Raw genomic sequence first — 26,351 nt, 5'->3', positions numbered from 1 at the left:
GTTGCCTTTGGCGACCGCCGCATGAGGCGGTTTTGATTGGGGCAATGGCATGGAGAATCAAGCAGCCCGGGATCAGGTGCGGCTGTCGATGCGTCGTGTGATCTGGGTCAGCAGCATCTGGATTGCAAGTTTGACGGTTTCGTTGGCCTTGTCCTTGCTGGCTCTTGATTCGGTGCCGCGCTTCAGTGCGATTCTCAGCCTCTCGGCCGCCGTGGTCAGCCTGTGTGCGGTGCTGCTGGGCACGCGCTGGCACTGGCGCATTGCAGCCCAGTTCTTTGTCTGGGGGATCTGGCTTTCCCAATTGGGGACCGTGCTTGCCACAGGCGGCCTGCACAGCACGGCGCTGATGGCCTTTCCGGCCTTGATGGCCTTGTGCGCCTGGTTGCTCAACGAACGAGCGGCACAACTGATGCTGTTCATGACCTTGCTGCTCATGGGGCTGCTGGGGCTGGGCGACTGGCGTGGTGCCGAGGACAGCCTCCAGCATGAGGAGTCATTGCTGGTCTGGGTGCTGTACTTTGCGGCTCTGCTGGGGCTGACGGTCCGTGTGACCTTGCTGGCCAGGACCAGGCTGGAAGGGCGGGCCAAGGAGGTGAAGGCGACGCTGGCCGATCTGGAGCTCAACCGGGACGAGCTCAGAAAATTCCATCGTGCCGTGGAGCAAAGCCCGGAGAGCATTGTGATCACGGACGTGGCGCTGAACATCGTCTATGTCAACGAGGCCTTTGTGCAGCGCACAGGCTTTGCGCGCCATGAGGTGCTTGGCGGATCCTCATGCCGTTACTCATGCATGGGGCTCGATGCCAGCTCCTGGGCCAAGGCCCGGGAGCAGCTCAACCGGGGCGAGCTATGGCGCGGCCGCATGACCAACAGGACACGTGAAGGCCGCGAGCTGCTGGAGTCGGTGCTGCTGGCGCCGATTCGCAGCGCCGACGGCAGCATCATCAACTATGTGGAGCTCAAGCACGACCTGACCGAGCATGTGCGGGCCGAGCAGCGCATACAGGCGCTGGTGCACTTTGATGCGCTGACCGGTCTGCCCAACCGCTGGACGCTGACCCAGAGGCTCAAGGAGCTGGCGCGTGTCAAAGAGGTCGAGGGGCGGCTGCTGCATCATGGTCTTTTGCTGCTCGATATGGACAGGTTCACGACCTTCAATGACGTGCGGGGTACCCGGCGTGGCGATGTGCTGCTGCATGCCATGGCCTTGAGGCTGTCCGGCGGCCTGCCGGCAGGGCCGCTGCTCGCGCATCTGGGCGGAGACGAGTTTGCGGTGCTGGTGGAGGGCGCCGGTCAGAGCGCCGCTGAGGCCGATGCGGCCATGCGTGCGCTGGCCTGCAAGCTGCTTGCAACCCTGAGCTGGCCGCTGAGGCTGGAGGAGATCAAGGAGGAGGTGCTTGCCAGCTGCTGCGTAGGGGGGGCGGTGTTCACGGTGTCGCGCACCGGCAATCCCAGCCGCGATGTGCTGCGCCGCGCAGGCCTGGCCTTGCACCAGGCCAAGCTCGCGGGCTTTGGCCAGGTCGTGATGTTCGAGCCCGGCATGGCCAGGGCTGTCAGCAGGCGCTTTCGTCTGGAGAGGGATTTGCGCCACGGGATTTCGGCTGGGCAGATCCAGGCCTTTTTGCACTCCCAGGTCGATGGCCGGGGGCGTTGCCATGGGGCCGAGCTGCTGCTGCGCTGGAAGCACCCGCGCCTGGGCATGGTCGAGCCCAGGGAGTTCATTGCGCTGGCCGAGGAGTCGGACCTGATCGTCACACTTGGCGACTGGGTGCTGGCCCAGGCTTGCGAGTTGCTGCTGAGCCCGGACTTCGTACAGCAGGGCTGGCGTCTGTCGGTAAATATCAGCGGGCGCCAGTTTCATCAGCAGGATTTCGTCAGCAAGCTGCGCGAGACCTTGCTGCGCACGGGCGCCGATGCGCAGCGGCTGACGCTGGAGATCACCGAGAACGTGGTCATGCGCGATGTGGATGAAGCGCGCAAGCGCCTGACCGAGCTCAGGGCCCTGGGCGTGGAGCTGGCCCTGGACGACTTCGGTACCGGCCACTCCTCCATGGCCTATCTCAACCAGTTGCCGTTTCAGGAGCTCAAGGTGGACAAGTCCTTTGTGCGCGACTGCCATGTGCTGAGCACCAGCGCCTCCCTAGTCGAGGCCATTTTGTTGCTGGGCAAGAGGCTGGGCATGCGCGTGGTCGCCGAGGGGGTGGAGGTGCGCGAGCAGCTCGAAGCCCTGCTTGCCTGGGATGAGGCCATCGTGCTCCAGGGCTTTTACTTCGGCCGGCCCATGGATGCCGGTCTCTGGGTCAGTCTGCAGGGCGCGCTCACGGGCCTGGGCGATGGCCGGCCCATGGGCGACTCCGCACGCTAGCCCGCCCTGGCCAGCCAGCGCCTGGCCAGCAGGTCCCAAAAGCGTGCGCCTCGGCCCAGGTTGTCGTCGTTGAAGTCGTAGGCCGGATGGTGCAGGCTGGTGCCGGGGCCGCCATCGGCCGGGCCGTTGCCTATCCAGCCATAGGCGCCGGGCACGGCTTCGAGCATGAAGCCGAAGTCCTCCGAGGTCATGGCCGGCAGCACGTCGGCATGGGTGTTGTGCGCGCCCACGACCTCGCGCATCACCTCGGCCATGAACAAGGCTTCGCGCTCGTGGTTGCAGGTGTTGGGGTAGCCGGGCTTGAGCAGGAACTCGGCCTCGCATTCATGGGCTGCGGCCACATGCGCGCTGATGCGCTGCATGCCTTCGATGAAAAGTTGCTGGGTCTCTGTTCTGAGCGTGCGCACCGTGCCGTAGATGCCGGCCTCGTCGGGGATGATGTTCTCCACCGTGCCCGATTCGATCTTGCCCACGGTGAGCACGGCACTGTCCAGCGGATCGGTGCGGCGCGAGACCAGGGTCTGCAGCTGGCCCACGATGGCGCAGGCCACGGGAATCGGGTCCCGCGTGGCGTGCGGCATGGCCGCGTGGCCGCCCCGGCCCTTGACGCGGATCTCGAAGCGCAGCGTGGAGGCCATGATGGGGCCGACGCGCACCGCCATCTGGCCCGCCGGCAGGTCGGGCCAGTTGTGCAGGGCGAACACGGCATCGCAGGGAAAGAGCTCGAACAGGCCTTGCTCCATCATCAGTTTGGCGCCTGCGCCGCCTTCCTCACCAGGCTGAAAGATCAGGTGCACGCTGCCGTCGAAGTCCCTGTTCTGGCAAAGCAGCGTGGCCGCGCCCAGCAACATGGTGGTGTGGCCGTCATGACCGCAGGCATGCATGCAGCCCGGATGGCGGCTGGCGTGCGCGAAGTCGTTGAGTTCGGCCACGGGCAGCGCATCCATGTCGGCGCGCAGGCCCAGGCTGGGCCCTGGGTTCGCGGCGCTGCGGCCCTTGCCGCGGACGGTTGCCACCACGCCTGTTACGCCCAGGCCGCGGTGCACTTCAAGGCCCAGGGCCTGCAGATAGGCCGCAACCTTGTCTGCCGTGCGATGTTCTTCAAAACGCAGTTCGGGATGGGCGTGCAGGTCGCGGCGAAATCTCAGCAGCTGACCCAGGTGAGGTGTGATGTCCGGTAAAGATCGCATAAGAAAGCGGCGGGCCCGGCCTCAGGCTGTCTGGAGGATCGAGGGCCGCCGCATGTCAGTCTTGGAGCTCGCATGATAGGCGCAGATGGGCTCCGAGCAGCGCCTGGGGGCAGCGGGCTGCAGGGGCGCCGGCCCAGGCCCCACAATCGGGGGATCATGAAACCCACCATCCTGCCCCTGCAATTGCTTGTGCGCCCCGAGCGCGACGACCCCCAGCCCCTGATCCTCTACCACGGCCGACGCTGCCCCGACGGCTTTGGCGCAGCGCTTGCGGCCTGGCTGTTCTACGAAGGCCAGGCCGAGTTTCGCGGCCTGGACCATGGCGAGATCCAGCACGCCGACGATCTGGGCGAGCTCGCCGGCCGCGCCGTCTATGTGCTGGACTTTGCATTCGAGCCCGCCCTCATGGCCGAGATCGAGGAGCGCGTTGCCAAGCTTGTGGTGCTGGACCACCACAAGAGCGCGGCTGAAAAGCTCACCGGCTACCAGTGCCGCTGCGGCGTCGTGCACTTCGACATGAACAAGTCGGGCGCGCGCCTGGCCTGGGAGTTCTTCCAGGCCGACAAGCCCGTGCCCGGCCTGATCCGCTACATCGAGGACCGCGATATCTGGAAGTGGGAGTTCGCCGAGAGCGCGGGCTTTCTCGCAGCCCTGGACATGGAGCCGCGCACTTTCGAGCGCTGGGCGCAGATCGCGGCCTTCACGCCCGAGCAGGAAGCCGCCTTCATGGCGCGCGGCGGCGCCATGGACGAGAAATACCAGAAGCTCTGCGCCGATATCGCCGAGGCTGCCCAGCCCCTGGTGTTCAACGGCATGCAGGGGCTGATGGTCAACTGCCCCGGCATGTTCCACAGCCAGGTCGGCGATCTGCTCGCACGCCAAAGCGGCAGCTTTGCGCTGATGTGGCATGCGAGCACCAAGGGCGTCAAGGTGGGACTGCGCTCGCGCTCGCAGTTCAACTGCATTCCGCTGGCCGAGAGCTTTGGTGGCGGCGGCCATGCCCAGGCCTGCGGTTTCAAGATGGGCAACGAACGCCTGGTCGAGCTGCTGGGCGGCACGCTCAAGGCCGATGCCGGGGCCGACTATGCATTCGTGGCCGCGCCTGGTCTGGCCGAGCCCGAGGCCGATACGGCAAAGTAAAAATAGGAGCTGCCAGCGCTTGCTGTATATGGTTTTCAATATGAAAATTATCTGAAAACCCCTGCTAGCAAGCGCTGCCAGCTATCTATTTAGCCAAGCCGTAAATCCTCGGGCAGCTCGCCGCAGACCTGCCAGCCGGGCAGGGCGCACAGGGCTTGCCAGTGCTGCACGTCGGGCAGGTGGGCGAGTGTGCGCCAGTCGGCCTGCAGTTGCAGCCGCTGGCCCGTGACCGGATGGGGCAACTGCAGCCCATGCGCATGCAGCCACAGTCTTTGCTGGCCCAGGAGCCGCGCCCACCAGCGGTTGAGCGGGCCCTTGCCATGCGTGGCATCGCCGATGATGGGGTGGGCCACATGTTTGAGATGTCGGCGTATCTGGTGGCGTCGGCCCGTGGCCGGCCTGGCCTCGATCAGGCTGATGCGCGTGCCGGCATGGCGCGCATCGAAAGCCTCGGGCGATTCCAGGCGCGCAAGACAGCGCAGGCTGGTTTGCGCGCTCTGAGCCTGCGCATGTGCGGGCGCATCGTCGGGCTTGAGCGCGTGATCGACCTCCAGCGCCTCGGGCAGCCAGCCGCGCACCAGGGCCAGATAGTGCTTGTCCACCTGCTGCTGCACAAAGGCCTGGTTCAGCTGCCGCGCGGCCTCGGCGTGCAGGCCCAGCACCAGCACGCCGCAAGTGCCCTTGTCCAGCCTGTGGACCGGGTAGACATGGCAGCCCAGTTGGTCGCGCAGCGTCTGCAGCACAAACCGGGTTTCGTGGGCATCCAGCCCCGTGCGGTGCACCAGCCAGCCCGCAGGCTTGTAGACCGCGACCAGGTGCTCGTCCTGCCACAGCACATGCAGGCGCATGTCGGGCGCATCGGGCGCGGGAAGGTCGGTGGCGGTGATCGGTGGCATGGGGCCCGCAGTGTAAGTCGCGGTGCGCGCGCTCATGGAAAATCAACCCCTTCACAAAGCAACAGGTAACAAAACCGTGCAAGATAAACGGTTTGCGCGGACCGGCGATTTTTGCCGCCGGCTCCTATCACCTGGAAATCTGGAAAGCGAAAGCAAAGCATGGAGCACAACAACAAGGCCATCCGCATAGGCATCGTCGGCTACGGCAACCTGGGCCGTGGCGTGGAGGCCGCCGTGGCCAAGAACCCGGACATGGTGGTCGCGGGCATCTACACGCGCCGCGATCCCGCATCCCTCAAGCCTCTTGGCACGGCCACGCGCGTGCACGGCATGGACAGCCTGCTGGCCCACAAGGATCAGCTCGACGTGCTGGTGCTGTGCGGCGGCTCCAAGGACGATCTGCCGCACCAGTCGCCCGAGCTGGCAGCGCACTTCTGCCTGGTGGACAGCTTTGACACGCATGCGCGCATTCCCGAGCACTTCGCCAAGGTGGATGCGGCTGCGCGTGCGGGCCAGACCACGGCCCTGATCTCGGCGGGCTGGGACCCGGGCATGTTCTCCATCAACCGCGTCATGGGCGAAGCCCTGCTGCCCGACGGTGCCACCTACACCTTCTGGGGCAAGGGTCTGAGCCAGGGCCACTCGGATGCGATCCGCCGCGTCGAAGGCGTGGCCGGCGGCGTGCAATACACGATTCCCGTGGACGAAGCCGTGGACCAGGTGCGCAGCGGCGTGCGCCCCCAGCTCTCCACGCGCCAGAAGCACCGGCGCGAATGCCATGTGGTTCTGGCAGAAGGTGCGAATGCCGAGACCGTGCGCCAGACCATCGTGGAGATGCCGCACTACTTTGACGAGTACGACACCACGGTGCACTTCATCAGCGCCGAGGAACTCGCGCGCGACCACGGCGCCATGCCCCATGGCGGCTTTGTGATCCGCAGCGGCAATACCAGCGAGCAGAACAAGCAGGTCGTCGAATACCGGCTGCAACTGGACAGCAACCCCGAGTTCACTTCCAGCGTGCTCGTGGCCTATGCGCGTGCCGTGCACCGCATGCGCGCCATGGGCCAGACCGGCTGCAAGACGGTGTTCGACGTGGCGCCGGGCCTGCTCTCGCCCAAGAGCGCCGAGCAGCTGCGCGCCGAGTTGTTGTGACGCAAGCCTGATTCCGGCAGCTGCGGCAGGGCTGTCGCATGAAGATGCCATGAGGCCTCTCGTGCGCGGTGGCTTGCCCTGCCGGGTTTCGGGGTTAAACTATTCTCAGTTGCATTCAGGGCCGCCGGATCCGGGCCGGTCCTGACAATGCGCCGTAAGCGTTAACGTCAACCAACGCGCACTGCTTCATCCAGGCAGGGCGCTTGCGTGTGTTCGCTCCCTGCCCAATTCAAGGGCTCGCATGTCATCTCCCACCCCGTTCAACTTCAATGTCGCGCGCATCCAGTTCGCGATCATCACAAGTTTCTTCATCGTCGGCCTGTCGCTCGGGGCCTTGCCTTTATTCATTTCCGATGAGCTCGCGGCCAGCGATGCCATCGTCGGCCTGGTGATCGGGGTCCAGTTCCTGGCCTCGCTGGTGAGCCGCTTCTTCGTGGGGCGGCTGTTGCGCGCGGGCCTGCGCCGCTGCGTGCTGGCGAGCCTGGGGGCCTTGATGCTCTACGGGCTCTTGCTGGGCGCGAGCAGGCTGGCCCTCGATGCAGCGGTGCCGGTTCTCATCCTGGCGCGCATCGTCCAGGGCGTGGCCGTTGGCACGCTGACCACGGCCGCCATCGTCTGGACGATCGACCAGCTTGGCGAGTCCAGCACGCCGAGAGTCCTGGGCATGACCGGCATATCCATTTATGGGGCTGTGGCCTGCGGCGCGCCCGCAGGGATCTTGCTCTTCAAGGCCTGGGGCCTGCCGGCGGCGGCCGCCGTGGTTGCCGCGCTGCCGCTGCTGGCGATGGCCATGCTGCGCAATGTGGCTGATGCAGCCCCCCAGGGAGATCAGCCGCCAGCCGGCGGCAAGGTGTTCGGCAAGGTGCTGCTGCCCGGCGCCGTGCTGTTTCTGCATGGCGTGGGCTTTGTGTCCATCGAGGCGTTTGTCTCGCTCTATTTCCTGGAGGCCGGCTGGTCGATGGTGACCCTGGCCTTGTCGCTGTTCGGACTCGCGTTCGTGGTCGTTCGCCTGAGCTTGGGCCATCTGCTGCAGGGCCACAGGCTGGTGCGGCTGGCAGCCCTGTCCCTGGGCTTTCAGGCGCTGGGGCTGCTGCTGCTGGCACTGGCCACGAACCAGTACTGGGCCTTGCTGTGCGTGGCGCTCATCGGCGGCAGCTGCTCGCTGACCTTTCCGGCGCTGGGCACCATAGCCACCGGGCACTGCAGCCCGCATGAGCGGGGCACGGCCATGGGCTATTACTCGGGCTTTCAGGATGCGTCCTACGCCTTGACCGGGCCGGTGATCGGAATGGTGATCAATGCCCAGGGTTATGGAGCCGGCTTCTTCGTGGCCGGCGTCTGCGCCTTCTGCGGCCTGGCCCTTTTGTTGCGCGCAAGGCGCTGAGCACGCTCTTAGAACGTGTTTACGATCTCCTCGGTGCCGCGCCAGTGTCTTTGCGGGATGGGATACGAGGCGCGACACCGCAGCAATAGCCGTGCTATTGCGAGGATTCGCAACGCTGTAGACCGCCCGCAAAGGCACTGTCCCGAAGGGTTGGAGCGAAATCGGGCGATTTCTTCGCGCTGTGGCTTGCTTGCACCCCGGTGCAAGCTGCGCCCCACCGCTTTGAACTCATCCCGATTGCGCTCCAACGCGGCAGCGTAGAGATCGTAAACACGTTCTTAGGTCTGAGCTCCTGCGGTCTGGGGCTCTGCATCCTCCAGCCGGTCCACATCGCGCAAGGGCTTGAAGAGCCTCATCCAGCCGCCGACCACGGCCAGCGTGCACACGCCGCCCAGCACGGCTGCGGGCACGGCGCCCAGCCAGGCTGCGCTGGTGCCCGCGCGGAACTCGCCGAGCTCGTTGGACGAGCCTATGAACAGCATGTTGACCGCATTCACGCGGCCGCGCATGGAGTCGGGGGTGGAGAACTGCAGCAGGGCCGTGCGGATGAAGACGCTGACCATGTCGGCCGCGCCAGCCACCATGAGCGCCGCCATGGACAGCCAGAACCAGCCCGACAGCGCAAACACCAGATTGGCCAGGCCGAACACGGCCACGGCGCCGAACATCACGCGGCCCACACGGCGCTGAACGGGGCGGGTCGCAAGCCACAGGCCCATGGCAACCTCGCCTATCGCCATGGACGAGCGCAGTAGCCCCAGGCCTTCCGGCCCGACCTTGAGCACCTCGTGCGCATAAACCGGCAGCAAGGCCACGACACCGCCGAGCAGCACGGCAAACAGGTCCAGCGAAATCGTGCCCAGGATGATGGGGCGCGTGCGAATGAAGTGAATGCCTTCGCCAAAGCGCTCCCACAGCGATCCAGTCACCGGACCCTGGATGCCCGCATAGCGCACGGGCACGGCCAGCAGCAGCAGGGCCGAAGCTGCAAGCGCGCTGCCGCAGGCCGCATAGGTGAGTCCGGCCCCGCCCCAGGCATAGAGCAGGCCACCCAGAACGGGCGCCGCAATCGCGGCCGTGCGCATGAGCATGCTGTTCGTGGCCAGGGCCTTGGCCAGTTGCTCGCGCGGCACGATCTGGGGCAGCAGGCTCTGCGTGGCCGGCCCCATGAAGGCGCGGCTGCAGCCGAACAGCACAAGCACGGCGTAAATCCAGTGCGCATCGCCATGGCCGTGCGTGGACAGCCACCACAGCAGCAGCGAGCACAGCGAGGCCACCCACCAACTGATCTTGAGCAGCAGCTTGCGCGGCATGCGGTCGCTGAGGTCGCCCGCAGGAATCAGAAGGACCACCATGGGCAAAAACTGGGCCAGGCCCACATAGGCCAGGCTCATGGGGTCGCGTGTGAGCGCATAGACCTGCCAGGCCACGACCACGGCCTGCATTTGCAGGGCAAACATGGCCAGCATGCGGGCTACGACGAAAGGAGCAAAGCCGTTGGCCAGAAGGCCAGGGCGTGATTCGGGAGAGGAGGTCGAAGAAGACGAAGTGGGCAAGATTCGGATCCTGGGCGAAGGCCTGGGCGGGACGGCACTTGGCCGCCGGATCGCCCCAAGGCAAGAGGTGGCCCGCTGGGGGCCGTGGTCACATGGATGTGGGCCGGCTGGGACTTTCTGGCGGGCGCCCAGTATGGGGCAATTGCCGAAGCCTTGCAGGGCAGAGGCTGACGCAAGCATGCGGTGCACTCCCACAAACTACCGTCCTGAGGGCCATGAATATGCTCTGCAGGAGAGGGCGGGAAGTTGTCGGTATTCCTAGAAGAACGCCTTGCACCCGTTGCGCCTCTGCCCCTGAAACGGCGGCGCTGATCTGGTTGCGAGGTAGCCCTTGCACGCAGTCCAGGGGCTGGCCGCAACAGCCTCATGGCGAGGCGGTACAGGCGCCGTGGGCGAACTACAAGGCCATAGACCTTGTTTCAGAGGAGCTTTCAATCATGTCCATGCCGTCACTTCAATATGCCGGCACTTTGATGGGGCGCGAGGCCGTCATCGACTTTCCCGACAGCCGGGCCACGGTACGCTACACCCTGCAGGGCGAGATGCTGTGGCGTGTCATCGACTCGCAGGGCAAGGTGTCGGAGGGGCACGAGCGTCTGAGCTATCTGCAGCTCGATGACAACCTACACTTTCTCAACTGGATCGAGAGGGCGGGCTTTACCGTCAGCCAGCTCATCGACGTGGCCCAGGGGACGGTCCAGGCGTTCTGGTCCTATGCCGAGCCCGGTGGCTCGCAGGCCCAGAGGATTTCCATGGTTGTTGTCGGGCGTTTTCGCTTTTGCGGCTGATGCGCGCTTGCGGCCTGCCGGCCCAGGGGCCGGCAAGCGCCTGTGCGTTAGAGCGTGAACACGCTCTTAGGGCTGAGCCCTTTCGATATGGGTCACGACGAGTCTGCCGTTGTCGTCCTCTGCATGGAACAGCACCTTGTCGCCGGGCTTGAGTCGCGCCGCTGCAGCCGGGTCCTTGAGGCTGAACACCATGCTCATGGGCGGCATGTCCAGGTTCCTGATCTCTGCATGGCGAATGCCGAGCTTGCCGCTGCGGGCATCGACACGGGTAATCTCGCCAGCCGTCATGGCGATGTCCGGCTGGGCGCCGGCGGACGATGTGCTCTGCGGGCCGGCATGGGCGCCGTGAGATGCATGCTGCTCAGCGAGGACAGGGGTGGTCACGGCTGAGCAAAGGCCTATGGCCAGCCAAAGGGATGTCAGTTTCTTGCGCATAAGATTTCCTGGACTCTTGTGATTCAGCCGCGATAGCTGGTGAAAACACGCGTGGAGACGTCGCTGTTCATGAGGTTTCTGGTGATCAGCAGCACGTCATAAGCGTTCTTGCGGCCCTGGTACTCGGGCCCGTCCATGCCGGGGCTGCCTATGGGCATGCCGGGTGCGGCAATGCCTATGGCCTGGGGCTTTTGTGCGAGCAGCCTGTGTACATCGGCTGCGGGCACATGGCCTTCCACGGCATAGCCGCCCACCAGAGCTGTATGGCAGCTGCCCAGGCGTGGGGGAATGCCCAGTCTGGCGCGCACGGCGCTGTTGCCCTGGTCATGCACGGTGACGGCAAAGCCGTTCTTTTCCATATAGTCCACCCAGTCCTGGCAGCAGCCGCAGCTCGGGTCTTTCCAGAGCTCCATGGGGATGCGGGCCTTGGGCGCGGCGATTCCAGGAGCGGCGAAGGCCGCGAGCGCAGCCACCGTGCCCAGGAGGGCGCTGCGGCGCGAGGGGAGAGAGTGTTGGTGCATCTGGTGTTCCTTTTGGATGCTGGTTGTCGGTGGCGTGATGGCGCAGGCCGATCCGGCCTGCTGCAGTCATCAATGAGGGTTGTGGGACGTGCGGCCGGGCTTGCGCACGCTGTCTGCTTCCGGGGCGTGGCCGGGCGCGGTCTGGCGCGGCGCAGGCGCTGCGTTCTCGGGGCCTTGCCATTCGTAGGCCACGCTGCCCTTTGGGTGCTTGAACCAGCCAGGATCGCCATGCGCGTTGGCTCCCAGTTGCTCGCGTACCTTGAGCGTGGTGAACATCCCGCCCATCTCCAGCGGGCCGAACGGACCCCGGCCCGTCATCATGGGGTGGGTGTTGTCGGGCAGCGGCATTTCCATGGAGCCCATGTCGCCCATGCCGCGCTCGCCCATGACCATGTAGTCGGGCACGATCTTCTGTATCTTGCCGACCAGGCCGCTGTGGTCCACGCCAATCATGGTGGGCACGCCATGGCCCATGGCGCCCATGGTGTGATGGCTTTTGTGGCAGTGCAGCGCCCAGTCGCCGGGCTCGTCGGCAAGAAACTCGATCTGGCGCATCTGCCCCACGGCCACGTCGGTGGTTACCTCGGGCCAGCGAGAGCTCTTGGGGATTGGGCCGCCGTCCGTGCCCGTGACCTCGAACTCGTGGCCGTGCACATGGATCGGATGGTTGGTCATGCTCAGATTTCCCATGCGCAGGCGCACGCGGTCGCCGCGCCTCGCGACCACGGGGCTGATCGCGGGAAAGACGCGGCTGTTCAGAGTCCAGATGTTGAAGTCCGTCATCTCGGCCACGCGCGGAGTCATGGCGCCGGGCTCCACGTCATAGGCCGACATCAGAAACGCGTAGTCGCGCTCCACGGGCGCGATCAGCGGATGCACCCCTTTGGGATGGGTGATCCACAGGCCCATCATGCCCATGGCAAGCTGCACCATCTCATCGCCATGCGGGTGGTACATGAAGGTGCCCGGGCGGCGCGCCGTGAACTCGTAGACAAAGGTCTTGCCCGGGCCTATGGGCGGCTGGGTCAGGCCGCTGACGCCGTCCATGCCGTTGGGCAGGCGCTGGCCGTGCCAGTGCACGCTGGTGTGCTCGGGCAGGCGGTTGGTCACGAAGATGCGCACACGGTCGCCCTCCACGACCTCGATGGTCGGGCCCGGCGACTGGCCGTTGTAGCCCCACATGTTGACGAAGAAGCCCTCGGCGACCTCGCGCACCACGGGCTCGGCCACGAGGTGGAATTCCTTGACGCCGGACCGCATGCGCCAGGGCGTGGTCCAGCCGTTGAGCGTGACCACGGGGCGGTAGGGGCGGCCGTTGGGTGGAGCCAGCGGTGCAGCGGTATCGGCCGAAGACTGGCTGGCGGGCTCGGGCAGGGCGGCCATGGCCACGCGGCTCACGCTGGCGGCCGAGACGGTTGAGACGACGGCAGCGGCAGTTGCCGCACCGGTAAAGAAATTGCGACGCTTCATATCAATGGCTGGTGGCAGTGATGGTGGACGTGGCTTCGCTGAGCACGGGCGGGGTTGGGGCGGCAGGCGAGCGGGCCGCGAGCGCGAGTCGCAAATCGGTGTCGGCCAGCCAGAAGTCGCGCTGGGCTTCGGTGGCCGTGGCCACGGCCTGGGTGCTGGCGCGGGCCTCGGCCAGCAGCTCCCAGGTGCTGATGAACATGCCGTTGTAGCGCAGCACGGCCTCCTCCTGCATGAAGCGGCGCAGCGGCAGTACCTCGGCCTGTTGCTGGTGGGCGAGGTCCCAGGCCGTGCGGTAGCGCAGCCAGGTGTTGCGTGCCTCGCTGCGCGCCGTGAGCGCGGCCTCGCGCAATCGGGCGGCGCTGTGCTCGACTTCGGCGCGTGCGCGACCCCGCGCTGCGCCGCCCCAGTCGAGCAGCGGCAGCGGCAGGCCGATCTCCCAGCCGCGCGTGGCCTCGTCATGGCCGCTGGCCTTTTCCGTGGCCGTGTTGCGGCTGTAGGCCAGGCCTATGTCGCCGAACAACTGGCCTGCAGCAGCCCAGCCCTGGCGCTGGGCGCGCTGATCGAGGTCATGGCGCAGCGCGCGCAGATCGAGGCGCTGGCGCAGGGCCGTGGCTTCGGCGTCGTCGCCGGCCTGCAGCTCGGCCGCGTTTTTGGGAATGGCCGGCAGTTGAGCGGGCAACTGGAAGTCGAGTTGCGCTCCCCACAGGCCCATGAGGCGGGCCAGTTGATCGCGCTCCAGGGCCGCAGCCAGACGTGCGCGTGCCAGCTGGGCCGAGGCCTCTTGCTCCAGGCCCATCTCCCTGGCCTGTTGCAGTCGACTGAAGTTGCCTGTGCGAGTCATGCGGGCCGCGAGCTCGGCGCCGGCCTGGGCGGCCTCGAACATGGTCTGGCGCGCCTGGAGCTGCTGCCCCGCAGCCACGGCACGCAGCCAGGCGCGACGCGTATCTGCGGCCAGGCGCAGCACTTCCTGGGCGGTGTCGAGGCTGGCCTGCTCGATTTGCAGGCCCTGCCAGCGTGCACGCCAGGGCAGGGTGATCAGATGGATCAGGCCAAAGCCTAGCTCGCGCTCCACCTCGCGCTCATGGCCGTTGACAAAGCGGCCCAGGGTCAGCGTAGGGTTGGGCAAGGTCAGGCTCTGTACGCGCTGCGCATCTTGCACACCAAGCCGGGCCAGGCTGGACTGCAGGCCGGGGTTGTTCAGCAGGGCAATGCGCACGGCCTGATCGGCATCCAGAGGCCGGGTCAGCCACTGGGCGATGCGCTCGCGCGCTTGATGCTGCGCTTCGGGGTCGCGGCCGGGCAACTGGGCATCTTCGGGCAGGTGACGGGCCGCATATGTCTGCACCTGGCCGCGCATGCCGTCGGGTGCAATGCTGGCGCAGCCTGCGAGCAGCAAGACCGTGGCCAGGGTCAGGCCGGTGCGGGCAAAAAGGGGCAGCTTCATGGCCGACCTCCATGCAGGTGGTGGCCGGTTTCGGGATCAGCAGGCCGGCTTTCTTGTGCTGCCTCCCATTTCAGAATGTCGCCATGGCCGCTCGCAAACCGGGCCACGGCCGCATTGGCTGCGTGCCAGTCGCCAGGCTCGTCTATGAGCTGGGTGCCCTGGTGCAAAGGCTGGTGCTGCAATCGCAGACGGGGAGCTTCGGGGTCCAGAAAGTCGGGCAGCACGGCGGCTGAGGCCGGCTGTCGGCCGCCGTCCCGGGCCTGGGCGCTTGAAAGCAGGATGAACAGGGCGGCCAAGACGGCTGCCTGAAGGAATGGGGTGAGAGCATGCGCAGAGCGCATAAAGGACTCCTGGGAACTGGGCTGAGACCGCGCCCGCACCCGGTCATGCACCCATCCTGATCGAGGGGCATGCAGGGCGCAGACGCAACTTGGGCGTCAGTGCTCAGGAAATCGGTGGTTTGATGATCTGGCGTGCAGCGGCGCTGGCAAACACGCTATGGCCCTGGGGACGCAGGAAATCGGGTGCAAGGCCCTGGAGGGAGGCCGGCTGGCTGGGGGTGAACAAGGCCGAGTGGCAGATGCCGCAGGCCGAGCAGCCCGTGCCGTGCTCGTGCTCGTGCTCGAAGCAGTGGCTGTCCAGATCCGTGCTGCCGGCTCCGTTACAGCCCGTGGCTGCATGCTCTTCATCGGGGCTTGCAGGCTGCGCGGCTGCATGCTGGTGTGGCACTGCATGGGTGCTTGCAACTGCCATGCCCACGGCGGGTGTCACCGGTGTTGCGCCCATGGCCATGGCATCGCCGAGCAGGCCCCGCAGGACCAGCAGCAAGACCATGGTGAAGGAGAGGGCGCGGCGCATGCCCTCAATGATACGTGGCTGACGAGGAAAGTTCCGCAGCGCCGCCGGGCAGTCGCCGCCCTCTCAGGAGCAAAGTGAGGGCCGGTGCGGGGCGGCTCAGCGGGCCTTCCACTTCCTCAGCCTCAGACCGTTGGCCACGACCAGCAGGCTCACGCCCATGTCGGCCAGGACGGCAAGCCACATGCTGGCCTGGCCGGTAAGTGCCAGGCCGAAGAACAGCAGCTTGACCCCCAGCGCCAGGCTGATGTTCTGCCACAGCACCACGTGGGAGTCGCGCGAGAGGCGCACCACCTCGGGTATGCGGCGCAGGTCGTCGTTCATGAGCACCACGTCGGCGGTCTCCATGGCCATGCCCGTGCTGTGCATGCCGCCCATGGCAAAACCTATGTCGGCCTGGGCCAGGGCCGGGGCGTCGTTGATGCCGTCGCCCGTCATGGCCGTGGGGCCGATGCGCGACTGCAGCTCGGCCAGGGCGTCGAGCTTGTCCTGGGGCAGCAGGCTGCCGCGCGCATCCTCTATGCCGGCCTCGGCCGCAATCGTGCGCACCGTGGCCGTGTTGTCTCCACTGAGCACCACGGGCTTGACGCCCAGCCGCTGGAGCTGGGCCACGGCCTCGCGGGCTTCGGCGCGCAAGGGGTCGGCCACGGCGAACAAGGCCTGGACCGCCGTTTCGTCGGCAAGCAGGGTCACGGTGCGGCCCTGGGCCTCATGGGCCAGCAAGGCCATGTCGAGCTCAGGCGTGCCCCAGCCCTGTTCCTGGACCCAGCGCAGATTGGCCAGGGTCCAGAGCCTGCCGTCGATCCGTGCCTGCACGCCGCGTCCAGGCAGGGCCTGCAGATCGTGCAGCAGCTGTCCGGCTGCAGCCTCGGTGAGGCCGGTCTGTTCTTGCAGGCCTGCTGCAATGGCGCGCGAGACCGGGTGGTCGGAGCGCCCGGCCAGGGTCAGGGCCTGGACGGCGACGCTGTTGTCGCCAGGCTGGGCCGGGCCGTGGCTGCTCCAGGTCTGCCACTGCACGAGGCGCGGGCTGCCCGTGGTCAGGGTGCCGGTCTTGTCCAGGGCGATGGCGCGCAGTCTGCGTGCCGATTCCAGCGCCTGGCCGCCCTTGATCAGCAGGCCCCGGCGTGCGGCTGCCGTGAGCGCGCTGACCACGGTGACCGGTGTGGACAGGACCAGGGCGCAAGGGCAGGCGATGACCAGCAGCGCCAGGGCCTGGTAGGCGGCTTCGCGCCAGCCCCAGTCCATGACCAGCGGCGCGAGCACGGCCAGCGCAATCGCCAGCACGAGCACGATCGGGGTGTAGACAGACGCAAACTGGTCCACAAAGCGCTGCGTGGGGGCCTTGGAGGCCTGGGCCTGCTCCACGGCGTGGACGATGCGTGCGATCAGGCTGTCGTTGGCGGGGGCCGTGACGCGTACCTGCAGCTCGCCGTCCTGGTTGATGCTGCCTGCGTACAAGTCGTCGCCAGGTCCCTTGCTGGCCAGGGCGCTCTCGCCCGTGATCGGCGCCTGGTTGACCGAGCTGCTGCCCTGGATGATGACGCCGTCCAGCGGCACGCGCGCCCCCGGGGCCACGCGCACCACGGCATCGAGCCCGACCTGGTCCGCCGGTACGCGCTGCACGCTGCCATCGGAGGCCAGCAGGTCGGCGGTTTCCGGAGCCAGTTGCAGCAGGCTGCGAATCGCCTGGCGTGCGCGGTCCAGGGCCTGATCTTCGATGCGCTCGGCGGCTGCATACAAGGCCATGACCATGGCCGCCTCGGGCCACTGGCCGATGATGAAGGCGCCGGTGACGGCCACGGCCATCAGCGCGTGAATGCCCAGGCGCAGTTTGAGCACATCCTTGATGCCGGATCGGTAGACCCCCAGGCCCGACAGGCCTATGGCGAGCAGGGCCATGGCCATGCCCGCATATTGCAGTGTGGGCAGGCCGCCCTTGGCGCCGCTGATCCAGTCGGCAGCCTCGGCCAGTACGGCGGCCATGAGGGCGGCGGTGATGCGCGGCCAGCCGGGCAGCACGCCATGGTCGTGGCCTGCGTGGTCGTCGGCTGCTTCGTGCGCGTGGTCATGGCTCTCGCCAGGCGGGTGGCTGTGGGCCTTGGCCGGCTGGGCTGTGGTGAACGGAGCGCAGCAGCCCGTGCCGCAGGCCGAGTTGTCGGAGCCGGGCGTTGCACTGGCGGAGTCCGCAGAGTTGTGAAGGCGATCGGAGTTCATGGGAAGATTGGAAACAGTAAAGCCACTTCAAGGTCAAGCATGTCCGCAAACCAGGTCCCCATTTTGCGCATAGGCGAGGCGGCCAAGCGCTCCGGCGTGGTCGCCGCGAATATCCGCTATTACGAGAAGGAAGGTCTGCTGGCGGCCGGCGTGCGCGAGGAAAACCAGTACCGGCTCTACAGCGACGACGACGTACACCGCCTGCGCTTCATACGTCTGTGCCGGGCCATGGACATGTCGCTGGACGAGGTGCGCACCTTGCTGGCCCTGGATGGGGCGAGCAAGGCCGATTGCGCGGCGGCGAACGACACGCTGGATGAGCATCTGACCCATGTGCGTGAGCGCCTGGAGGAGCTGCAGGCGCTGGAGAAGGTCTTGATCCAGTTGCGCAGCCAGTGCGATGGCTCGCACGAGCACTGCCATCTGATCGAGGCCTTGCATGCCAAGGCCGACGAGCCACTGCCTGTGCCGCTGTCCGGGGGCGGGAAAAGACATGTCTGAATCCTGGGGTACAGGCTTTCGCGAGCCGGCTGCGGGCGCACGCCGCAGATTCTCCGGGGAGATGACGCCTGAGTAGGCCATCAGGCCTTTGGCCCATGCGGGCCGGTGCGGCCCGCTATCATTCCTGCATGAATGTCCGCCAGGCCACTGTGGCCGCTTCCGACCGTGTATGGGCTGCGCTGGGCGCGCATGGCCTGGCCTGGTGGCGCAGCATTTATCTGGGGGCCGCGATGCTGGTGCTGGTGCTGTCGCCGTCGAGCTACCGAGGTGCAGCCGGGCGGGCCATGGCCAGACAGATTTATCTGCAGACCGGCCCGGTCCTGCTGGGTTTCACGGCCCTGGCCGCGCTGATGTGTGCGGTGATCACGCATATCGTGGTGGTCACGGCGCAGAGCTACGGGCTGTCGCGCTATGCGCTGGAGATGGTGGTGCGCGTGCTGGTGATCGAGCTGATTCCGCTCACGGCCGCGCTGTTCGTGGCCATGCGCTGCACGATTCCCAGCGGCAGCGCCATCATGCAGATGCGTGCGCGCGGCCTCTTTGACGGCTGGCGCCAGAAGGGCCTGGATCCGCTGCGCATGGCCCTGGTGCCGCGTGCGGCTGGCGGCGTGTTTGCGGCGATCACGCTGGCCGCGCTCAGCTGCGTGGTGGCCTTGATCACGGTCTATGTCAGCGTCTATGGCTTCAGCTTTGCGGGGCTGCCGGTCTATACGCGCATCTTCGGCAGCATCTTCACGCCGGGCGTGACCCTGGTGTTCGTGCTCAAGACCTTTTTCTTCGGCCTGACCGTGGCCATCATGCCGCTGGCCTCGGGGCTTTATGCATCACTGATGCGCCATCAGCCCGGCGGGGCCGAGCTGGGCGGGTTCGCACGCATGTTTGCGGTGCTGCTGCTCATCGAGGTGGTCTCGCTGCTGGGCAATTACTACTGAAGAATCATGAACGCTGGATACAGGCGCGCAACAGGGCGTGTCGCGAAGGAATACCCATGACCGATCACCGACCGCCAGAGCCTGGCTGGGATGGCTCCGTCCAGGGCGAGCTCAAACCCGTTGCCCATTTGCGCGCCAAGGCCGCAGGCCTTTTGCTGTTCACGCTGGCGCTGATCCTGGGCTCGGCCTTTTATCTGATGTATGCGCGCGGCCTGTTCGAGCCCACGCAAAAGCTCATTCTCACGGCCGATGACTCCGAGGGTGTGAGCGTGGGCATGGACATGACGTTCTCGGGCTTTGCCATAGGCCGCGTGCGGCGCATCGAGCTGGCCGACGACGGCAATGTGCGCATCCATGTCGATGTGGCGCGCAAGGATGCGCGCTGGCTGCGCGAATCCAGCGTGTTCACCCTGGTCAAGGGCCTGGTCGGCGGCACGACCATCAAGGCCTACAGCGGCATGCTCGAGGATGCGCCGCTGGCCGATGGCGCCGTGCGCCCCGTGTTGCGCGGCGATGCCACGGCCGAGCTGCCGCAGATCATGGCCGCGGCCAAGCAGGTCGTGGAAAACCTGGCCCAGATCACGGCCCAGGATTCGGCTCTCGGGGGCTCGTTGACCGAACTGCGCACCCTGGCCGAGCGCATGCAGGGCGCGGGCGGCGTGCTCGGCGTGGCTCTGGGCGGCGAGGAGCAGGCGCGCAAGGTGCTGGCCACCGTGGACAACGCCAATGCCACCCTGGTACGGCTGGAGCGCATGCTGGCACGCGCCGACCGCCAGGTCTTCGATCAGGGCGGCCTCGTGACCCAGGTCCAGGCCACGGTGATCGAGCTCAACGGCCTGCTTGCCGATACGCGCAAGAGCCTGACCAAGATCGATGCCGTGCTGGCCGAGGCCCAGGCCGTGGGCGCGAATGCGCGCGAGGCCACGACCGATCTGGGCGCGCTGCGCGCCGAGGTGGAAAGCAATCTGCGCCGCATGGAAGGCGTCTTGAACGAGCTGCAAGGCAAATGGCCATTCGCGCGTCAACCCGAACTCAGGCTGCCATGAAGTCCAGACTCTTTTTCCCGTTGCTGCTGGCGGTGCTGGCCGGCTGCGCAAGCCCGAGCGCGCCCGAGTGGGCCTTGCAGGCCGAGACGGCCGCCCAGCGCGCGAGCATGGCCTATCTGCAGGGGCGCCCGCGCGTGCCCGAGCTCGAGTGGAGCAAGGCCAGGGCCGAGGTCGCGCGCACCGGCCGGCCCGACCTCGTGGCCAGGCTGGAGCTCATGCGCTGCGCGGCGCAACTGGCCGCGCTGGCCTGGGACGGCTGCCCGCTCTATCAGCCGCTGGCACAGGATGCGGCTGCCGCCGAAGCCGCCTACGCGCGCTATCTTGCGGGCCGGCCCCAGGCCGAGGACTGGGCTCTGCTGCCACCGGCCCAGCAGGGGCTGGCCAAGGTCTTGCTGCTCGAAAAGAGTGCCACGCCCGAGGCGGCGCTGTCTGCGGTGCAGGCCGTGGAGCATCCATGGCCGCGACTGGTGGCTGCTGGCGCGGCCTTGCAGGCAGGGCTTGCAGAGGAAGGCTTGCTGGCGCTGGCCGTGGCTACGGCCTCGGATCAGGGCTGGAGCCGGCCCTTGCTGGCCTGGCTGCTGTTGCAGGAGAAGGCGGCACAGGCTGCAGGTGATACGCCCAGGCAGGAGGCCGTGCGGCGCAGGATCGAGCTGGTCGCGCCTGTGGGACGGAGTTTGGATACTCTGAAAAAATGAGCTGTTAGCGCTTGATCTATAAGGGTTTCAGATATGAATGAGCCTGAAATCCGTGCTGGGCAAGCGCAAGCTGCTCTGATATTTGTTGCTGCTCGAAACCTTGCGAGGCGTTGTGTGGTGCATGCCCGGAGCGGCATCGAAACTGGGCAGAAAATCTTCGGGGTTCTTTTGCAGCAAGGTGTCCGCAGCTGAAGCCGCATGGTCCAGCCAGAGCGTGGAGGCTCCGGCGACGAGGGCGAGCAGGGCCGTCAGTGCAAAGGCAAGGATGGGATGACGTCCTGTGAGGTTGATCTTGCGCATGGAACACCTCCTTGGGCTGCGGTATTGGGGCAGACCCCAAGCTTAGGGCAAATCCGCATGAACGCAGGCCCTGATCGGCCAAGCCCATGCAAAGTATCGGTGATCACCTACAGGCCGCTTGCGTAACTGTCAGCGGCCTGGTTCAGGCGCAGCGGACCCAGAGGGACGCGCCTGGCGCGCTCAGAGCGTGAACACGCTCTCAGGGCCTGGGCTCGATGCTGGGCGCGAGCAGGCGCGTGAGCGCCGCTATGTCGGTGGCGGCCGCCATGCGCGCCGTGTTCTCGATGGAGCGGTAGTGCAGCACGATGGCCGAGCCAGTGGGCGTAAGCGAAGCCCCGCCGCCATGGGCGCCACCGGCCGAAGTGTTGACGGCCGGAGTCTGCAGGGAGCGGTTCATCTCATCGACCAGCACCCAGGCGCGCCGGTAGGACATGCCCAGCGCACGCGCTGCAGCCGAGATGGAGCCGGCTTCGGCAATGGCCTCCAGCAACTGGACCTTGCCCGGGCCGATGGCAATGGTGCTGTCGTTGTAGACGCGCACACGAAACTGGACTTTGGAGGACATGAATGAAACGCGTGGGGAATGTAGTGTGAACGGGTGCAAACGCAAGCGTAAGCGAATTTCATGCCCGGCGCTGACGGTTTTGTAGCCGCGGTGGGCAGCGCAGAGGCAGTCACAGGGTAGCAGACCCTGCAAGCAGCGAGCTGAAGTGGCAGCCGAGCTGCGCCGTATACGCTCGGTCTGCGCTAACAGCCGATAGCGGCTCCAGTCTCTCACCCCGACACCTGTAAACACGCTCTTAAAAGGCAAGATGCCCGCCCGCGATATCGTCGTTGATGCACTGCGTATGCAATGGAGCTGACGACTCGAAGGTTATGAGAGGTTCTCTATTGAGGATTGCTGTTTAGATGCTTGCCCTGCGCGAACTCCCGCAGCGGCACATCTGCAGGGGGCGTCACCGGGCCTCATGGGGCCCGGTCCTGGATTACAGCTCTATCTTGGCGCGGCGGATCACGTCGCCGAAGCGTTTGTTCTCTTCAAGCATGAAGGCCTTGAACTCCTTGGGTGTGGGGAAGTAGTTCTCGTAGCCAAAGGTCTGGAACTTGGGTTGGACATCGGGCTCGGCCAGAGCCTTCATGGTGTCCTGGCGGATTTTCTCGACCACGGCTGCCGGCGTGCTCTTGGCCACCGCAAGAGCGTTCCAGCCCGTGACCACGGCGTCGGCCGGGCCGCCCGACTCGGCCACGGTGGGAATATCCTCGTAGCCCTTGAGTCGATGGGGCGCGAGCACGGCCAGAAAACGCAGCTTGCCCGAACGTGCGAGCGGCCCGGCCGTGCCAGAGGAGCCCAGCGCAAAGGCCAGCTCGCCCGTGGCCACGCTGGTGTAGAGCTGGCTGGTTTCCTTGTAGATCACGTGCTCCATCTTGGTGCCCGTCAGGGACTCCAGCAGGGCCGAGCCCAGGTGCACGGGGTTGCCCACGGACCAGGAGCCGTAGTTGAGCTTGCCCGGTTTGGCCTTGGCATCGGCAATCAGGTCGGCCATGGTCTTGTAGGGGCTGTCGGTGGCCACGCAGACAAAGAAAAAGGTCCGGAACAGGGGCAGGACGACTTCGAAGTCCTTGTCGATGTTGTAGGGCAGCTTCTTGAACAGGTAGGGGTAGGCCGCAAGGTGTACGTTGTCCAGCTGGATGATGTCCGTGCCGTCGCCGGCGCCGCGCTTGAAGGCCTCGATGGCGATGAAGCCGTTACCACCCGGGCGGTTCTCGACAATCACGGGCTGGTTCCACATGCGGCCGAGCTTGTCCGCCACGAGGCGCGAGGTGCCGTCGGGGCCGCCGCCTACGGGGAAGGGGTTGATGATGCGAACCTGCTTGCTCGGCCAGTTGCCGGCACCCGATGAGGACTGGGCCTGGGCCGGAGCCATGGCGCCGAGCGCCAGGGCGCCCAGGGTCAGGCCGGCTTGGCGGCGATTGATGCACAAAGCGTTATGGGTCATGGTTTGTCTCCCTGATACCTGAAGAATCGCTGTGAACAGCGGTTGGGTGCTGGATGCTACCGCGGCTGCCGCCTGCTTTGATGAATGTTTGTGGGTGTCACTCCAGAGCCAGATCAGGCGGGGGGCGGGGCTGACTGCGCTCCGCTTTTCTTTGTCTGTTCGATCGATCTGGAAATGGAGGCACTTAATGGAGGCATTTGGCAGATGGACGATCCGCTCGCAGCATTGTGGCATCGGGGGGTGAAGCTCCTAGTCGCTGAAAGCGCTAGCTGCTATAGCAAAATGGCATGGGAGAGGAAATCACAGTGCCATGAATTTGCAGCAGATAGAAACTTTTGTTCACGTCGCCGAGACCGGCAGCTTCAGCAAGGCTGCGGTGCTGCTGGATACGGCTCAGCCAGCCTTGAGTCGCCAGGTCCGGGCTCTGGAGACCGAGCTGCGCGAGACACTGCTGATACGCACGGGCCGGGGCGTGACGCTGACCGATGCGGGGCGCCGCCTGCTCGAGCACGGCCACGCCATCATGCAGCGCGTGGCCCTGGCGCGTGAGGACCTGGGCAGTCAGCGCGACGAGCCCGTGGGCCGCATCGTCGTGGGCCTGCCGCCCAGTCTCGCGCGGCGCCTGACTCTGCCGCTGATCGATGTTTTCAGCAAGGAAATGCCCAAGGCGCGGCTGGCCGTGGTTGAAGGCTTTTCCATGAATATCGCTGAATGGCTGGGATCGGGCCGCATGGACCTGGGGCTGGTCTATACGCCGGAGCCGCATCCGCAGATCGAGGTCGTGCCGGTGCTGGAGGAAAGACTGTGCCTCATTGGCCCGGCCAGCAGTCTCAAGGGCCGCGCACAAATCCGCTTCGAGCAGCTGTCCGAGTTGCCGCTGATCATGCCCCAGCGCGGCCAGATCTTTCGCAAGCTCATGGAGGCCCAGGCCACGCTATCGCAGGTCAAGCTCAACGTGGTCTGGGAGGTCTCCAGCGTGCCCGCCATCCTGGATCTGGTGCGCGGCGGCTACGGCTATGCGGCGCTGACCGACAGCGCCATGCACAGCCATGCGACCGATGAGCAGTTGCAGGAAGTGCCCATCGTCGGCCCGCATGTGGTGAGCACCTTGTGCCTGGTGCAGTCGGCCAAGAAAAAGGCCACGCCCCTGATCCGGCGCACTTCCGAGGCCCTGCGCAGCCTGAGTCTGCAGTACTGTGGGTCCGGGGCCTTGCCTAGCAGTTCATAGCAGAGGGCGCAGCTCGCGCGCGGCCTCCTGCAGCAGGGGCAGGAGTTCGGCCAGCATGGCTGCGGGGCTCATGCGCTGGGGTGAGGTGACGATGTTGAGCGCAGCCAGCGTCTGACCGGTCATGTTGCGCAAGGGCACGGCCAGAGCCTGGACCGCAAGCTCGTGCTCTTCCAGTGCCAGGCAATAGTCCTGGCGCCTTGCCTCATCGAGCAGGCTGCGCAGGCCCGGCTCATCGGTGATGGTGTGCGCGGTCAGGCGCGGCAGCTCGCGCGAGGCCAGCCATTGCGTGAGCTCCGGAGGTGACAGCGCGGCCAGCAGCACGCGCCCCGTGGAGGTCGCATGGGCGGGCAGCCGGCTGCCCAGGTGCAGGCCATGGGCCAGCAGGCGCTGGGCGCGCTCGTGCGTGGCGCTGCGCGCCACGATGACCACCTCATGGCCGTCGCGCACCACGCATGAAAAAGACAGCCCGGTCTGGGCTGCCAGTCTGTGCAGCACCGGCTGGGCAATGCGCGGCAGCCGGGCCGAGGCCAGATAACAACCCGACAGGCGCAGTACCTTGGGTGCGAGCCAGAAATGGCTGCCATCGGTCTCCAGATAGCCGAGGTGGGCCAGCGTCAGCAAGTGCCGGCGGGCTGCGGTGCGGGTAATACCCGCTCGCTCGGCGGCCATGGTCGCATTCAGGCGCTGGCGCTCGGTATCGAAGCTCTCCAGCACGGCCAGGCCCTTGGCCAGGCCGGCAATGAGGTCGTCCGCAGCAATCGGTGTGGTGGTCATAGCAAGACAGCAGAAGTTTCACGCTTGTGCGCGATTGTCGTGCGGATTGCGCGCCAATCGCGCAAATTGCAGAAAACAGCCTGTTCATTGCGCTGGCGCAAAACTAGTCTTGGCGCTCAGCGTATGGGCCGGCTTCAGGCCTCATGCATCGCATCGAACAACGGAGGCAATACTCGTGCGCACTCAAGTCGCCATCATCGGTGCAGGCCCTGCAGGCCTGCTTCTGGGCCAGTTGCTTTACAAGGCCGGCATAGACAACATCATCCTCGAGCAGCGCAGCGCCGACTATGTGCTGGGTCGCATCCGCGCCGGCGTGCTGGAGCAAGTGACCGTGGACCTGCTCGAGCAGGCCGGCGCCGCCACGCGCATGCATGCCGAAGGCCTGCCGCATGACGGTATAGAGCTGCTTTTCGGCGGCAAGCGCCATCGCATCGACCTGCATGCGCTCACGGGCGGCAAACGCGTCATGGTCTATGGCCAGACCGAAGTCACGCGCGATCTCATGGAAGTGCGCGAGGCCGAAGGCCTGACCACGATCTATGAAGCCGCCAATGTCCAGCCCCTGGACTTCGAGGGCAGCAAGCCGCGTGTGCGCTATGAAAAGAATGGGCAGGTGCATGAGCTCGAATGCGATTTCATCGCGGGCTGCGACGGCTTTCACGGCATCTGCCGCGCGAGTGCTCCGGCCGACAAGCTGCGCACCTTTGAGAAGGTCTATCCATTCGGCTGGCTCGGCCTGCTGTCGGACACGCCTCCGGTCTCGCCCGAGCTGATCTACGCCCAGACCGAGCGTGGCTTTGCGCTGTGCAGTCAGCGCAGCGCCACGCGCAGCCGCTATTACCTGCAGGTGCCCTTGACGCAAAAGGTCGAGGACTGGAGCGACGAGGCCTTCTGGGACGAACTCAGGCTGCGCCTGGACCCCGAGGCGCGCGCCCAGCTGGTGACCGGCCCCTCGCTGGAAAAGAGCATTGCGCCGCTGCGCAGCTTCGTGACCGAGCCCATGCGCTTCGGCCGCATGTTCCTGGCCGGCGATGCCGCGCACATCGTGCCGCCCACGGGCGCCAAGGGGCTGAATCTGGCAGCTTCGGACGTGGGCTATCTGTCGCGTGCCCTGGTGCAGTATTACAAGGAGCGCAGCGAGGCCGGCATCGATGGCTACTCCGAGCAATGCCTGCGCCGGATCTGGAAGGCCGAGCGCTTTTCCTGGTGGATGACATCGCTCATGCACCGCTTCCCCGAGGCCGGCAGCTTCGACGCCAAGGTGCAGGAAGCCGAGCTCGACTACATCGTCAACTCGCGTGCGGGCTCGACCTCCCTGGCCGAGAACTACGTGGGCCTGCCCCTGGTCTGATCCGGCTGCAGCCGGCGCCCAGGTGCAGGATTGATGCGCGCCGGGCACGACTGCATTGCAAAAAAATCGATGAAGCAAGGCCTGGCGCGGCTTCCACGGGGAGTAAGCTTTGCA

25 protein-coding genes are annotated in these 26,351 nt (G+C 66.2%); 11 read left to right on the top strand and 14 right to left on the bottom strand.

The features are described from left to right. The first annotated feature begins 49 nt into the window (after nt 1–49). The gene (locus tag G486_RS22355) at nt 50–2,365 is read left to right on the top strand and encodes a putative bifunctional diguanylate cyclase/phosphodiesterase (RefSeq protein WP_051303522.1); all 2,316 of its coding nucleotides are present in this window, start codon (nt 50–52) and stop codon (nt 2,363–2,365) included. Here G486_RS22355 and G486_RS0113775 read toward each other — a convergent pair. Then, on the bottom strand, nt 2,362–3,555 hold the full coding sequence (locus G486_RS0113775; RefSeq protein ID WP_027016064.1) for a M20 aminoacylase family protein: 1,194 nt from the start codon (nt 3,553–3,555) through the stop codon (nt 2,362–2,364). The two genes, G486_RS22355 and G486_RS0113775, sit on opposite strands and share 4 nt — an antisense overlap. 156 nt (nt 3,556–3,711) lie before the next feature. Here G486_RS0113775 and G486_RS0113770 point away from each other — a divergent pair, with 156 nt between their 5' ends. Then, nucleotides 3,712–4,695, top strand: coding sequence for a DHH family phosphoesterase (locus tag G486_RS0113770; RefSeq protein WP_027016063.1), 984 nt, complete (start codon nt 3,712–3,714; stop codon nt 4,693–4,695). An 89-nt stretch (nt 4,696–4,784) separates the two neighbouring features. Here the strand turns inward: G486_RS0113770 and G486_RS22350 are convergent, their stop codons facing one another. Then, nucleotides 4,785–5,591, bottom strand: a complete 807-nt coding sequence (locus G486_RS22350) for a pseudouridine synthase (RefSeq protein ID WP_211233787.1) — start codon at nt 5,589–5,591, stop codon at nt 4,785–4,787. 159 nt (nt 5,592–5,750) lie between these two features. Here G486_RS22350 and G486_RS0113760 point away from each other — a divergent pair, with 159 nt between their 5' ends. Next, nucleotides 5,751–6,746, top strand: coding sequence for a diaminopimelate dehydrogenase (locus tag G486_RS0113760; protein ID WP_027016062.1), 996 nt, complete (start codon nt 5,751–5,753; stop codon nt 6,744–6,746). Nucleotides 6,747–6,987: 241 nt separating this feature from the next. Further along, a complete protein-coding gene (locus G486_RS0113755) occupies nt 6,988–8,130 on the top strand; it encodes an MFS transporter (RefSeq protein WP_027016061.1) in 1,143 nt (380 codons plus the stop codon). A gap of 278 nt (nt 8,131–8,408) precedes the next feature. On the opposite strand, the gene G486_RS0113750 is transcribed toward G486_RS0113755, so the two are convergent. Further along, a complete protein-coding gene (locus G486_RS0113750) occupies nt 8,409–9,635 on the bottom strand; it encodes an MFS transporter (protein ID WP_407059799.1) in 1,227 nt (408 codons plus the stop codon). Nucleotides 9,636–10,129: 494 nt separating this feature from the next. Between G486_RS0113750 and G486_RS0113745 the strand changes: the two genes are divergently transcribed. Continuing rightward, nucleotides 10,130–10,474: a MoaF-related domain-containing protein gene (locus G486_RS0113745; protein WP_245587330.1), complete on the top strand. Its 345-nt coding sequence runs from the start codon at nt 10,130–10,132 to the stop codon at nt 10,472–10,474. A 66-nt stretch (nt 10,475–10,540) separates the two neighbouring features. On the opposite strand, the gene G486_RS0113740 is transcribed toward G486_RS0113745, so the two are convergent. The 7 genes from G486_RS0113740 to G486_RS0113710 form a co-directional block, all read right to left on the bottom strand. Further along, complete coding sequence (locus G486_RS0113740) at nt 10,541–10,909, bottom strand: copper-binding protein (protein ID WP_027016058.1); 369 nt, start codon at nt 10,907–10,909, stop codon at nt 10,541–10,543. Nucleotides 10,910–10,932: 23 nt separating this feature from the next. After that, on the bottom strand, nt 10,933–11,430 hold the full coding sequence (locus G486_RS0113735) for a DUF411 domain-containing protein (protein ID WP_027016057.1): 498 nt from the start codon (nt 11,428–11,430) through the stop codon (nt 10,933–10,935). Between the two features lie 69 nt (nt 11,431–11,499). Further along, nucleotides 11,500–12,900, bottom strand: a complete 1,401-nt coding sequence (locus tag G486_RS0113730; RefSeq protein ID WP_027016056.1) for a multicopper oxidase family protein — start codon at nt 12,898–12,900, stop codon at nt 11,500–11,502. Nucleotide 12,901: 1 nt separating this feature from the next. Then, on the bottom strand, nt 12,902–14,344 hold the full coding sequence (locus G486_RS0113725; RefSeq protein ID WP_034387714.1) for a TolC family protein: 1,443 nt from the start codon (nt 14,342–14,344) through the stop codon (nt 12,902–12,904). Continuing rightward, nucleotides 14,341–14,685 (bottom strand): hypothetical protein, encoded by a 345-nt coding sequence (locus tag G486_RS0113720; RefSeq protein ID WP_027016054.1) that lies wholly within the window; start codon nt 14,683–14,685, stop codon nt 14,341–14,343. Before G486_RS0113720 ends, G486_RS0113725 begins: the two co-directional genes overlap by 4 nt. A 103-nt stretch (nt 14,686–14,788) precedes the next feature. Beyond that, on the bottom strand, nt 14,789–15,202 hold the full coding sequence (locus G486_RS0113715; RefSeq protein WP_027016053.1) for a hypothetical protein: 414 nt from the start codon (nt 15,200–15,202) through the stop codon (nt 14,789–14,791). Nucleotides 15,203–15,298: 96 nt separating this feature from the next. Continuing rightward, entirely contained in the window at nt 15,299–17,413 is a 2,115-nt protein-coding gene (locus tag G486_RS0113710) for a heavy metal translocating P-type ATPase (protein WP_027016052.1), read from the bottom strand. Nucleotides 17,414–17,452: 39 nt separating this feature from the next. On the opposite strand from G486_RS0113710, the gene G486_RS0113705 reads away from it, so the two are divergent. The 4 genes from G486_RS0113705 (at nt 17,453) to G486_RS0113690 (ending at nt 20,587) form a co-directional block, all read left to right on the top strand. After that, nucleotides 17,453–17,914, top strand: a complete 462-nt coding sequence (locus G486_RS0113705) for a Cd(II)/Pb(II)-responsive transcriptional regulator (protein ID WP_027016051.1) — start codon at nt 17,453–17,455, stop codon at nt 17,912–17,914. A 128-nt stretch (nt 17,915–18,042) separates the two neighbouring features. After that, on the top strand, nt 18,043–18,846 hold the full coding sequence (locus G486_RS0113700; RefSeq protein ID WP_027016050.1) for an MlaE family ABC transporter permease: 804 nt from the start codon (nt 18,043–18,045) through the stop codon (nt 18,844–18,846). A gap of 56 nt (nt 18,847–18,902) precedes the next feature. Next, complete coding sequence (locus G486_RS0113695; protein WP_027016049.1) at nt 18,903–19,892, top strand: MlaD family protein; 990 nt, start codon at nt 18,903–18,905, stop codon at nt 19,890–19,892. Beyond that, complete coding sequence (locus tag G486_RS0113690) at nt 19,889–20,587, top strand: hypothetical protein (protein WP_027016048.1); 699 nt, start codon at nt 19,889–19,891, stop codon at nt 20,585–20,587. The genes G486_RS0113695 and G486_RS0113690 overlap by 4 nt, the downstream gene beginning before the upstream one ends. Nucleotides 20,588–20,614: 27 nt before the next feature. Here the strand turns inward: G486_RS0113690 and G486_RS22345 are convergent, their stop codons facing one another. The 3 genes from G486_RS22345 to G486_RS0113675 form a co-directional block, all read right to left on the bottom strand. Then, on the bottom strand, nt 20,615–20,887 hold the full coding sequence (locus G486_RS22345) for a hypothetical protein (protein ID WP_034387711.1): 273 nt from the start codon (nt 20,885–20,887) through the stop codon (nt 20,615–20,617). Nucleotides 20,888–21,086: 199 nt separating this feature from the next. Next, nucleotides 21,087–21,452 carry a winged helix-turn-helix domain-containing protein gene (locus G486_RS0113680; RefSeq protein WP_027016047.1) on the bottom strand — a complete coding sequence of 122 codons (366 nt, stop codon included), beginning with the start codon at nt 21,450–21,452 and terminating at the stop codon, nt 21,087–21,089. A 421-nt stretch (nt 21,453–21,873) separates the two neighbouring features. Beyond that, entirely contained in the window at nt 21,874–22,884 is a 1,011-nt protein-coding gene (locus G486_RS0113675; protein ID WP_027016046.1) for a Bug family tripartite tricarboxylate transporter substrate binding protein, read from the bottom strand. A gap of 310 nt (nt 22,885–23,194) precedes the next feature. On the opposite strand from G486_RS0113675, the gene G486_RS0113670 reads away from it, so the two are divergent. Then, nucleotides 23,195–24,112, top strand: coding sequence for a LysR family transcriptional regulator (locus tag G486_RS0113670; RefSeq protein WP_027016045.1), 918 nt, complete (start codon nt 23,195–23,197; stop codon nt 24,110–24,112). Here G486_RS0113670 and G486_RS0113665 read toward each other — a convergent pair. Next, the gene (locus G486_RS0113665; protein WP_027016044.1) at nt 24,107–24,886 is read right to left on the bottom strand and encodes an IclR family transcriptional regulator domain-containing protein; all 780 of its coding nucleotides are present in this window, start codon (nt 24,884–24,886) and stop codon (nt 24,107–24,109) included. The two genes, G486_RS0113670 and G486_RS0113665, sit on opposite strands and share 6 nt — an antisense overlap. A gap of 175 nt (nt 24,887–25,061) precedes the next feature. On the opposite strand from G486_RS0113665, the gene pobA reads away from it, so the two are divergent. Continuing rightward, nucleotides 25,062–26,237 (top strand): 4-hydroxybenzoate 3-monooxygenase, encoded by a 1,176-nt coding sequence (gene pobA, locus G486_RS0113660; RefSeq protein ID WP_027016043.1) that lies wholly within the window; start codon nt 25,062–25,064, stop codon nt 26,235–26,237. The last annotated feature ends 114 nt before the right edge of the window (nt 26,238–26,351 follow it).

The organism is Comamonas composti DSM 21721, assembly GCF_000429845.1.
GTDB classification, from domain to species: Bacteria; Pseudomonadota; Gammaproteobacteria; order Burkholderiales; family Burkholderiaceae_C; genus Comamonas; species Comamonas composti.
This window is presented reverse-complemented; position numbering and strand designations above follow the sequence as displayed.

Coding starts and splice junctions, on each gene's coding strand:
- G486_RS0113755 (WP_027016061.1), top strand. CDS start 6,988: ATGTCATCTCCCACCCCGTTCAACTTCAATGTCGCGCGCATCCAGTTC.
- G486_RS0113720 (WP_027016054.1), bottom strand. CDS start 14,685: ATGCGCTCTGCGCATGCTCTCACCCCATTCCTTCAGGCAGCCGTCTTG.
- G486_RS0113705 (WP_027016051.1), top strand. CDS start 17,453: ATGTCCGCAAACCAGGTCCCCATTTTGCGCATAGGCGAGGCGGCCAAG.
- G486_RS22350 (WP_211233787.1), bottom strand. CDS start 5,591: ATGCCACCGATCACCGCCACCGACCTTCCCGCGCCCGATGCGCCCGAC.
- G486_RS0113665 (WP_027016044.1), bottom strand. CDS start 24,886: ATGACCACCACACCGATTGCTGCGGACGACCTCATTGCCGGCCTGGCC.
- G486_RS22345 (WP_034387711.1), bottom strand. CDS start 20,887: ATGCGCAAGATCAACCTCACAGGACGTCATCCCATCCTTGCCTTTGCA.
- G486_RS0113725 (WP_034387714.1), bottom strand. CDS start 14,344: ATGAAGCTGCCCCTTTTTGCCCGCACCGGCCTGACCCTGGCCACGGTC.
- G486_RS0113760 (WP_027016062.1), top strand. CDS start 5,751: ATGGAGCACAACAACAAGGCCATCCGCATAGGCATCGTCGGCTACGGC.
- G486_RS0113740 (WP_027016058.1), bottom strand. CDS start 10,909: ATGCGCAAGAAACTGACATCCCTTTGGCTGGCCATAGGCCTTTGCTCA.
- G486_RS0113675 (WP_027016046.1), bottom strand. CDS start 22,884: ATGACCCATAACGCTTTGTGCATCAATCGCCGCCAAGCCGGCCTGACC.
- G486_RS0113775 (WP_027016064.1), bottom strand. CDS start 3,555: ATGCGATCTTTACCGGACATCACACCTCACCTGGGTCAGCTGCTGAGA.
- G486_RS0113700 (WP_027016050.1), top strand. CDS start 18,043: ATGAATGTCCGCCAGGCCACTGTGGCCGCTTCCGACCGTGTATGGGCT.
- G486_RS0113715 (WP_027016053.1), bottom strand. CDS start 15,202: ATGCGCCGCGCCCTCTCCTTCACCATGGTCTTGCTGCTGGTCCTGCGG.
- G486_RS0113735 (WP_027016057.1), bottom strand. CDS start 11,430: ATGCACCAACACTCTCTCCCCTCGCGCCGCAGCGCCCTCCTGGGCACG.
- G486_RS0113690 (WP_027016048.1), top strand. CDS start 19,889: ATGAAGTCCAGACTCTTTTTCCCGTTGCTGCTGGCGGTGCTGGCCGGC.
- G486_RS0113710 (WP_027016052.1), bottom strand. CDS start 17,413: ATGAACTCCGATCGCCTTCACAACTCTGCGGACTCCGCCAGTGCAACG.
- G486_RS0113680 (WP_027016047.1), bottom strand. CDS start 21,452: ATGTCCTCCAAAGTCCAGTTTCGTGTGCGCGTCTACAACGACAGCACC.
- G486_RS0113695 (WP_027016049.1), top strand. CDS start 18,903: ATGACCGATCACCGACCGCCAGAGCCTGGCTGGGATGGCTCCGTCCAG.
- G486_RS0113670 (WP_027016045.1), top strand. CDS start 23,195: ATGAATTTGCAGCAGATAGAAACTTTTGTTCACGTCGCCGAGACCGGC.
- G486_RS0113770 (WP_027016063.1), top strand. CDS start 3,712: ATGAAACCCACCATCCTGCCCCTGCAATTGCTTGTGCGCCCCGAGCGC.
- G486_RS0113745 (WP_245587330.1), top strand. CDS start 10,130: ATGCCGTCACTTCAATATGCCGGCACTTTGATGGGGCGCGAGGCCGTC.
- G486_RS0113730 (WP_027016056.1), bottom strand. CDS start 12,900: ATGAAGCGTCGCAATTTCTTTACCGGTGCGGCAACTGCCGCTGCCGTC.
- G486_RS22355 (WP_051303522.1), top strand. CDS start 50: ATGGAGAATCAAGCAGCCCGGGATCAGGTGCGGCTGTCGATGCGTCGT.